General features: G+C 39.6%; 4 protein-coding genes. 3 read left to right on the top strand and 1 reads right to left on the bottom strand.

The window, feature by feature from the left end:
- Positions 1-184: 184 nt before the first annotated feature.
- On the bottom strand, positions 185-1354 hold the full coding sequence (locus HWQ41_RS20645) for a sigma-70 family RNA polymerase sigma factor (RefSeq protein WP_292766835.1): 1170 nt from the start codon (positions 1352-1354) through the stop codon (positions 185-187).
- A 791-nt stretch (positions 1355-2145) separates the two neighbouring features.
- Here HWQ41_RS20645 and HWQ41_RS20640 point away from each other — a divergent pair.
- The 3 genes from HWQ41_RS20640 to HWQ41_RS20630 form a co-directional block, all read left to right on the top strand.
- Entirely contained in the window at positions 2146-2490 is a 345-nt protein-coding gene (locus HWQ41_RS20640) for a hypothetical protein (RefSeq protein ID WP_292766832.1), read from the top strand.
- 110 nt (positions 2491-2600) lie between these two features.
- Positions 2601-3785 (top strand): radical SAM protein, encoded by a 1185-nt coding sequence (locus tag HWQ41_RS20635; protein WP_292766830.1) that lies wholly within the window; start codon positions 2601-2603, stop codon positions 3783-3785.
- Positions 3786-3788: 3 nt separating this feature from the next.
- Positions 3789-5648, top strand: a 1860-nt coding sequence (locus tag HWQ41_RS20630) for a caspase family protein (RefSeq protein WP_292766827.1), incomplete at its 3' end; no start/stop codon positions are given.

The raw sequence follows: 5648 nt of genomic DNA, 5'->3' as shown, positions 1-5648 counted from the left end.
GGGTGCAATGACTATGGGAATCACAACTAATTACCCGGACATGATATTACGCAAACAATGGCCGAAAAGAGTGATTTTCTTCTTAGGGCAATTCATGAATTGCCCCTACAGCGTGTACTTTTGCGTAAGTCCGATGAATTTTGAATTTTGAATTTTGAATTGATTCATTTCTCCCTCATCCCACTCATACAACACCATAGTAATTTTTCAACCATTCCTCCATTAGTATGTTTATACTCTTGAGTAGGTCTGAGGTGACGGAAATATGCAAACTATCTTTACTCCAGTTAGCTAAAAAGCGTAACAAAGTTTCTTGGGCTTTTTTTAGTCGCCGTGAGACAGTATATTGCTGTATTTGTAATTGTTTGGCAATTTTGTCTTGAGTTAGTTCTTGAGCATAATAAAGTTGTAAAATTTCTTGTACTTGCGGTTCAAGTTGAGCGATCGCAGCCACTAAAACTTTGTTAATCTCAGTTTGTTGAAAGTTTCTTGTTTGTTCTTCTTCTTGGGCAAGAATTTCATTAATTAGAGATTCTTGTTGTGTTCCGGGAATATTCTCAAGCCACTCCCACGAATCATCGCCACCTTTAGGGATATTGAGAGAGTCAACGGGAAAGTAACGATAGCGGCGTGCGGCTTTAGCAGCAGTTAAAAGCCACTTTTCTAAGGTTTGGGAATTGACTTGCTGACCACTTTGTGAATTATAAGCTTTAGCGATCGCCTCCCAAATCTCATTGCCTGGTTGAGAAATTTGGCGAGAAGTACCTTTGTGTGTTGGAATATATAGAGTTTTGAAACAGTTCCAAGCTATGACGTAAGCGTTAATATCCTCTAGCAATAAACCTGCATTTTGTAAAGACTCCACCAAAAACTTTTTAGTGATTTTTCGTAATAGTCCCCAATCTGTACAAATATCAATTTCACGATTTTGGCGTAAATTTTCCCGAATAGCACTGCTAAAGATAGCGCTAGCGTAGTTTTTTAAAATAAAGCCTTGATCTGCATTAAATCCTTTCAGGACTTTATCAACTTGAGCGATCGCAATTTGAAAACAGTCTGATAACTTGTACTGAGTACTCGCAAAACTGTTAACTGTTTTTTGGGATGCCCAATAACAGGATTCTTGCAAGTAAGCCGCCAGATGTTCTTTAGCCAGTAGCTTCGTTTCGGTAAAAAGCCATAATTTATACCAGTAGAAAGCCCAAAAATGTTCTGAAGTTTCTTGAGGGGTGCGGTTGAGACAACTTTGGATACTGCGACGTAACCTTGATTCTGTCGCCCAACGATTGAAGCGATCGGCATCAAATTGCACAAAAGTTGAAAAGATTTCCATAATGCTTTGCCGAGGATGCATAAAAAATTGTCACCCAACCTATAGGAAGACTGAAAGCGTTAAACGATGCCTACACAAACTTTACTACAAGGACTGAGGATTATATTTCGACTTCAATGAAATACTTAATACTTTAGTTACACAATGTCATTGCGAATGCAGCGTACTCCTTCCCTACGGGAACGCCAAAGGCGAACGCAATGACTGTAAATATTTTTGTTCATCTACTTGTTTTCGTCAATACTAGGACTTACGCATTGACACGAAAGAGCAAATATGGGTGATTTTCAAAACCACATTTGTCGTAGGGGCAATTCATGAATTGCCCCTACCGCGCGGGTCTACTTCCCATCAAAGAATGATTAATAAAAACCTGAAACGACATATTGACGTTGATACACAACATAATTCTTTTGTACAGTGCGTAAGTCCTAAATACTTTCAAAAACAAACAAGAGTGAGATAGTTAATCACTAAATAAAACTTAGCGTAAATTATTGCTTGAACCACAACAAAAACAAAATTTATCCCAGCATTAAACCTTGCCTACGCGGGGTTTTTCTGTTTGCACTCCAGAATACACTTCTTGTATCAATTCAATTAACGATTACAACACATATTTGGGCAAAGACGCGATGAATACTGTCTCTACAAATGGGTTACAAAAAGTCTCATGACTTCCTCAAAATAATTTTGATAAATTCCCCAAAAAATTTTCATAGCACTGCATAAAAATCTAAAAGTAAACCTATTGAGTAAGTGAAGGGGTTCAACCCCACAACAACATTACTAACTTCAAGGACTGACACAATATGAAATTTCCTATAAATCTCTCTGGTGGTTTACTTCTAGCTTTGAGCATTGCTGTTCCTTCAGTATTTATTTCTACAGCAGCTAAAGCACAATCAGTAGTAAACAAAACACCTTTAGAAGTTAATCGCGTCCAAACACCTATTAAGTTTGCTCCCAATGTGATTAATAAAGTGGATGTATTACGTCCAGGCCGTTTAACAGGTAAGGATACTTTCCAAGAGGCTGCTTTTAAAAATTCTTTCAGAGAAAAGGGCAAACTGAATAATCCTCTTAATGTTCTAACCCAACCAGCCGCACCTACTTCCGCAGTCAATACTTTCCGTACTTTGAACAAAGTCCGCTAGAAAGATATCTATCTTTCTAACGATTAATAAATACTTCTCCCTGAAGAAAAAAGTTATATCTCCTCTGCTTCAGGGAATTTTCCCCATCTATAATTTATCAGGATAAAGTCATGAATATCAGCCCAAGACAGGTTCAGTTTGTTGTAAAAACATCAAAGTTTTGTAACTTACGCTGCCGCTATTGCTATGAATATGCAGAATTAGGAAATAAAGCAGCCATCGCACCTGAACAATTAGAGCAAATGTTCCATAATATTGCCAGCTATTATCGTCAACTCGACTTTCCTGTTGATATTCAATTTGTTTGGCATGGTGGCGAGCCTCTATTACAATCACCAGACTATTATTGGCAAGCATTTGACCTTCAACGCCAAATATTTGGGGAATTAGCCAATAATATCACAAATGCAGTTCAAACCAACCTAACCGTACTTAATCCTGAACGTATTCGCCTATTAAAAGATGGATTTGATGAGGTAGGCGTGTCCATAGATTTATTTGGGGGATTGAGAGTTAATCGTTCTGCTGTTGATTCTCTAGACACTGTTTTAAAAAATATGGATTGTTTGAGTAAAGCCAATATCCCCTTTGGGTGTATCACTGTTTTAACAAAACTTAACTTGCCATATCTGCGAGAGATTTACAACTTTTATCGAACTATGAATCTCTCCTTTAGGGTTTTACCTTTATTTAAAGGTTCTTTTGATGGGCAACATCAAGGTTTTGAGATTTCTCCCCAGGAAACTTTAGATGCTTTTTGTACTCTAGTAGATTTTTGGCTAGAAGATCAAGAGTTTGTATCAGTTGTGCCGATAGTTGATTACATTCAGCAGGTTGTTCAGCATTACACTCCCAACTCTTCTTTAATTTTTTATGATAAAAAAGAATGGGAAAACGTTTATTTAGTAAATACAACAGGCGATATATATAGCTATGCTGATGCCTATGAAATTGAACGTAGTCATGGTAATATATTCACCACATCTCTAACAGATTTAATCGTAGGAGAACGCCACCAACAAATCATTGCAGAAGCTGAAGAACGGATGGCAGCAACCTGTAGTACATGTGCCTACTTTGGTAGTTGTAGTGGTTCTCCAGTTGCCGAAGGTAGTCGGGAATATAATGATATTGATGAATCGGGCGCGATTCGCTGCATCATAGATCAAGGAACGCTGCAACACATTGAATATCGCCTCAAACAAGCTGGAATTATTAATCCGCAAACTGGAAAACTAGATATAGAACAAATTAAGTTACCTGCTTTTGTCCCTTCTTTAGCTACTGCTGTGTAAAAAATGTCACCAATTGGGATCACCAGTCGCTCAACTTCAGTTAAACAAACTGCAACTCCTAAGCTGTGGCTAATGTTGGTGGGAGTCAATCAATATCAAGATGACGGACTACCCAGCCTTAGTTATTCAACAGTAGATTGTCAGGGTTTAGCAGAAGCATTGGTAGATGCAGCCGCACAATTTACCCAAACTGAGGTCAAAATCTACCATGATTTTGCACCGCAACCACCATCTTTAGAAAACATCCGTGCCAGTCTCCGGCAAATTACGACTGCGGCTCAATCTATTGATACGATTTTATTTTATTTTTCTGGACATGGGATTGTAGAACCAAACACGCAGCAAGCATTTTTGTGTTTGGCAAATACTCAAAAATCTGATCTGCAAAACACAGCTTTAGCTTTACAAGAACTTTTGCTACTTTTGGGTAATAGTGGAGCGCAAAATCAGCTTGTTTGGCTAGATGCTTGTCATAGTGGCGGGATGACACTCAGAGGTACAACAAGAGAACCATTGCTGAATGCTACACCAAAACTGGTTGAAGTATTACAACAGTGTGCTGCTAAAAGTAAAGGTTTTTATGCTTTGCTTTCCTGTGATAATAACCAGCAATCTTGGGAGTTTCCCGAATTGGGACACGGGGTGTTTACTTATTATTTAATGAAAGGGTTACAAGGTGAGGCAGCAGATAGCCAAGGCTTAATTTCTGTGGATAGTTTGTATCGATATGTATATCATCAAACTCTCCAATATATAGATAAAAGTAATCAACAATTGCGGCTGATTAATCAGCAGAAAAAAGCTAAAGGAGAAACTCAACTTTTCCGAGAATATCCGTTGCAAACTCCTAAGCGAATTGTTGAGGGAGTTGGGGAACTAATTGTCGGGAAAAGATTAACTAAGGCAACTCTTGAGGTGCATCGCCGAATAGGAATAGTAGTAGAGGGATTATCAGTTAGGAAAACAACACTAGATATTAGCAAATTTCTCGGAAGTGTTGGGGGTTTTGCACTAGAGTATTTGCCAGCAACAAAAGTATCTGCTGATCAGATCAAAGAAGCGATCGCTCGTCATTTGCAACAACCCACATCAGAAGTTATACTGCTTTATCTGCGCGGACGAATTGAAGAAACCGACGCCGGGGAATGGTTATTGCTGGGAGAAAATATCCGCATCAAGCGTTCTTGGTTGAAACAACAGCTACGCCTCTGCACCGCTCAACAAATTATCATCCTTGATTGTCCTGTAGCTAATGCATCCTTGCAAGATTGGGTAGAAGATTTGCAAATTGACTCGCACCAAGGACAATGTTTAATCGCCTACGCCTCACCTGCTGACGCACCAGAACGCTTCGCCCAAAAATTTTTTGATACCTTGATGGCGGCAACGCATACAGATGGACTCTCAGCCGCCGGAGCGATCGCTCAACTACAATTATCCTTAGCAGGTAGCGGTGTGCCTCTTTACATCTGGCTATCAGGCACACAAGGCATTATCGAAATTCTCCCAGCAAAAACTTACACAAATACACCAGAATCAACCACAGGATTGGATTTGGGAGTATGCCCTTACATGGGGCTAAGTGCTTTTTTGGAAGAAGATAGTCAATATTTTTACGGTAGAGAAGCTTTAACTCAGCAGTTAATTCACCAACTACGCGATCGCTCTTTTCTAGCCGTCATCGGTGCTTCTGGAAGCGGCAAATCTTCAATTGTCCAAGCTGGTGTAATTCCCCAATTGCGATTGGGCAAACAAATACCCAGTAGCGAACAATGGTGGATTAGCAGCATTCGTCCGGGTGCAAATCCTCTGGAAGCTTTAGCGCGGCGGCTTGCGGGAGCAGTAGGGGAGCAGGGGAGCAGG

Source organism: Nostoc sp. NOS(2021) (assembly GCF_017115025.1).
GTDB lineage: Bacteria > Cyanobacteriota > Cyanobacteriia > Cyanobacteriales > Nostocaceae > Nostoc.
Note: the sequence above shows the minus strand (reverse complement) of the source record. Positions and strands in the feature narration are given on the sequence as shown.